Origin of the sequence: Streptomyces sp. SM1 (genome assembly GCF_002910825.1) — a bacterium.
In the GTDB taxonomy this organism is placed as follows: domain Bacteria; phylum Actinomycetota; class Actinomycetes; order Streptomycetales; family Streptomycetaceae; genus Streptomyces; species Streptomyces okerensis.
Genome location: NZ_NEUB01000806.1, coordinates 1 through 3162, shown reverse-complemented (window position 1 = coordinate 3162; position 3162 = coordinate 1). Strand labels below are relative to the sequence as shown.

Sequence of the window (3162 nt, the reverse complement as noted above, 5' to 3'; positions counted from 1 at the left end):
GCCCTGCGCGACCGGCTGCTCCGCTACGAGGTGCGCACCCCGGCCGACATCGCCGCGGAGACCGGCGCGGAGGGCGGCGCGGTCCCGGTGCCGGCACTGGCCGCGGCGGGCGGACGGCTGCTGCACCCGTCCAACAGCACGGGACTGCCGGGGCTGTTCACGGTCGGCGGCTGGTCGCATCCCGGCGGCGGACTGCCGCACGCCGGGATGTCGGGGGCGCTGGTCGCGGGGCTGATCGTGGAGGGGCCGGAGTTCCGCGGCTCCCAGTGAGCGAGCGTCAGAAGCGGTACTGCTGCTCGTCGTACCCGTTGCCGTTGTCGTTCGTCTGCCCGTCGCCCTGGTACGGGTACTGCTGCTGCTCCGGCGGGAGTTCGCCGCCGTAGGGGTCGTCGGCGCTGCGCTGCTGCGGGACCCACAGGCCGCCGGCCGGGGTCTCGCCGCCGTAGCCGCCGCCCGCGTACGGGTCCTGGGTGTAGCCCTGCTGGGCGTACTGCTGCGGATCGGCGTAGCCGGTGTCGTACGAGGTGGCGCCGTACGTCGGGTTGCCGATGTACGGGTCGGAGTACGCGGCGTACTGCTGGCCCGTGGTGTCGTAGCCCTGCTGCTGGCCGTAACCGGAGTAGTCGTAGGCGTAGTTCTGGTCGGCGCCCTGGGTGGCCGCCGCGTACTGGTCCTGGGACGGGGCCGCGTATCCGGAGTCGCCGCCGTACACGCCGTAGGAGCCGGTGTCGTCGGGCATGGGCTGCGGCTCGTAGACGGAGGTGGTCTCGGCGGCCGTCGCCTGGTCGGTGCGGCCGGCGGGGGTGAACACGTCGTCGCGGTCGTAGTCGTCGTCCGCGCCGTGGCCGGAGCGGTCGCGGCGGCTGTCGTCGCCGTAGCCTTCGTCGCCGTAACCGCCGTGGGACGGCTCCAGGTCGGAGACCTCCAGGCTGGGTTCCTCGCGGCCTCGGCCGCCGCGGCCGCCCTTGACCGCGGCCAGTTTCGGCGAGTTGACCGCCCAGCCCGCCGCGAAACCGCGGCGGAACGACAGCGTGACGTAGGTCTGGCCGACCGCGAAGGCGGCGGCGCCCAGTCCGATGACGACCACGGACGGGATCAGCACACCGAGCACCACGCCGAGGAAGCCGGCGAAGGCGAGCAGCCGCCAGCGCAGCCGCGCCTTGTACTGCAGCAGCACCTCGCCGAGCAACCACAGCGCGACGATGCCGAACGCGATGTAGAGGACCGTCCAGCCCATGTACGCCCCTCTCCCAGTGGTCGCTACGCAGTGTGTCGTATATCCGTGCGACCGGTCTAGGCCCGCGGTGGGTGGTGCAGGCCCAGGTTCTCGTAGATTTCCAACGTCGCCGTGGAGTTGTTCAGCGTGATGAAGTGCAGTCCCGGCACTCCCTCGGCCAGCAGCCGCGCGCAGAACTCCGTGGCGAAGTCGATACCGATGGAGCGTACCGCCGCCGGATCGTCCTTCGCTGCGAGGATCCGCTCTTTGAGGGCGTCGGGGAACTCGGCGTTACTGAGCTTTGGCAACCTCTCCAGCATCTTCACACTGGTCACCGGCATGACCTCGGGGATCACGGGGGTCTCGCAGCCCGCGGCGTGTACTCGGTCACGCAGGCGCAGATAGGACTCGGGCCGGAAGAACATCTGGGTGATCGCGTAGTCGGCGCCTGCCCGGCACTTGTCGACGAAGTGGGCGACGTCGGTGTCCCAGTCGGCGGAGCGCGGGTGCATCTCCGGGAAGGCGGCGACGCCGACGCAGAAGTCGCCCGACTCCTTGATGAGCCGGACGAGGTCGGCGGCGTAGGCCAGGCCCTGGGGGTGCTGCACCCAGTCACCCATGGGGTCGCCGGGCGGGTCACCGCGCACGGCGAGCATGTTGCGGATCCCGGCGTCGGCGTACTGGCCGATGATGTTGCGCAGTTCGGCGACGGAGTGGTCGACCGCGGTGAGGTGGGCGACCGGGGTGAGGGTGGTGTCGGCGGCGATCTGCTCGGTCTCCCGGACCGTCCCGGCGCGGGTGGAGCCGCCGGCTCCGTAGGTCACGGAGACGAAGTCCGGGGCGACCGCCTCGACCCTGCGCAGCGCGCTCCACAGGTTCCGCTCACCCTTGCTGGTTTTCGGCGCCGAGAACTCGAAGGAGTAGGTCGTCTTGCCTGCGGCGAGCATGTCGCGCACGGTGCGTGCGCGGTCAGTCCTGGTGGACGCGGTTCCGAGGGCCATACCGGCAGGTTAGCCAGGGGGCGGCGGTCCCCCAACCAGAAGCGGGAGATTTGTCTGATTTGCCGACTTGCCGTCCACCCCTTGGACGGATCTGAGACGCGCGGGCGTCATCCGGCGTCCGGAGCGGCCGCCTGCCGCATCCGCTCGGCGAACTGGGCGGCCGCCGCGCCCGGGTCGTCGGCGTCGGTGATCGCGCGAACGACGACGATCCGGCGGGCGCCCGCGTCCAGGACCTCGTCGAGGTTGCCGAGGTCGATGCCGCCGATGGCGAACCAGGGGCGGTCGGTGCCGAGGCCGGCGGTGTGCCGGACCAGGTCAAGGCCCGGGGCGTGGCGGCCGGGCTTGGTGGGGGTGGGCCAGCAGGGGCCGGTGCAGAAGTAGTCCACGCCGGGCTGGACGGCGGCCGCTGCGGCCTCGGAGCCGGCGTGGGTGGAGCGGCCGATCAGGATGCCGTCCCCGAGTACCGCGCGGGCGGCGGGGACGGGGAGGTCGCCCTGGCCGAGGTGGAGGACGCCGGCGCCGGCGGCGTGGGCGACGTCCGCGCGGTCGTTGACCGCGAGCAGCTTGCCGTGCCGGGCGCAGGCGTCGGCGAGGACCGCCAGGTGCTCCAGCTCCTCGGCGGCCTCCATGCCCTTGTCCCGCAGCTGCACGATGTCGACCCCGCCGGCCAACACCGCGTCCAGGAACTCCGGAAGATCCCCCTGCCGCTTGCGGGCGTCGGTGCAGAGGTAGACCCGGGCATCGGCGAGCCGGGCACGTGCGGTGTCGGTCATACGGTGTCCCCCCAGGGATCGGTGAGCGTAGGGGCCGGGCGGACCCGGCGGTCGTCTTCGGGTGTCCGCGACCCGGCAGGCCGAGCAGCCGGCACACACCGGCCCTCCGCCGGCCCCACCCTGCCACGGGCGCACGAACCGGCCGGACCCGGCGGCCCTCGCCGGCCGTCCG

At 72.5% G+C, this 3162-nt stretch carries 3 protein-coding genes and 1 pseudogene; 1 reads left to right on the top strand and 3 read right to left on the bottom strand.

Annotated features, from left to right (window positions below; all coding sequences use genetic code 11):
• A pseudogene (locus B9S61_RS25010) lies at positions 1-270 on the top strand (phytoene dehydrogenase); the annotation flags it as partial.
• Positions 271-277: 7 nt separating this feature from the next.
• Here B9S61_RS25010 and B9S61_RS25005 read toward each other — a convergent pair.
• From B9S61_RS25005 to thiE, 3 genes are all read right to left on the bottom strand, one after another.
• On the bottom strand, positions 278-1237 hold the full coding sequence (locus tag B9S61_RS25005; protein WP_103544266.1) for a hypothetical protein: 960 nt from the start codon (positions 1235-1237) through the stop codon (positions 278-280).
• 56 nt (positions 1238-1293) lie between these two features.
• A complete protein-coding gene (metF, locus tag B9S61_RS25000) occupies positions 1294-2217 on the bottom strand; it encodes a methylenetetrahydrofolate reductase [NAD(P)H] (RefSeq protein ID WP_103544265.1) in 924 nt (307 codons plus the stop codon).
• 107 nt (positions 2218-2324) lie between these two features.
• Positions 2325-2990 carry a thiamine phosphate synthase gene (thiE, locus tag B9S61_RS24995; RefSeq protein WP_103544264.1) on the bottom strand — a complete coding sequence of 222 codons (666 nt, stop codon included), beginning with the start codon at positions 2988-2990 and terminating at the stop codon, positions 2325-2327.
• Positions 2991-3162 lie beyond the last annotated feature (172 nt).

What these genes read in the sequence shown, in the direction of transcription:
- thiE (WP_103544264.1), bottom strand. Translation starts at nt 2,990, where the DNA reads ATGACCGACACCGCACGTGCCCGGCTCGCCGATGCCCGGGTCTACCTC.
- B9S61_RS25005 (WP_103544266.1), bottom strand. Translation starts at nt 1,237, where the DNA reads ATGGGCTGGACGGTCCTCTACATCGCGTTCGGCATCGTCGCGCTGTGG.
- metF (WP_103544265.1), bottom strand. Translation starts at nt 2,217, where the DNA reads ATGGCCCTCGGAACCGCGTCCACCAGGACTGACCGCGCACGCACCGTG.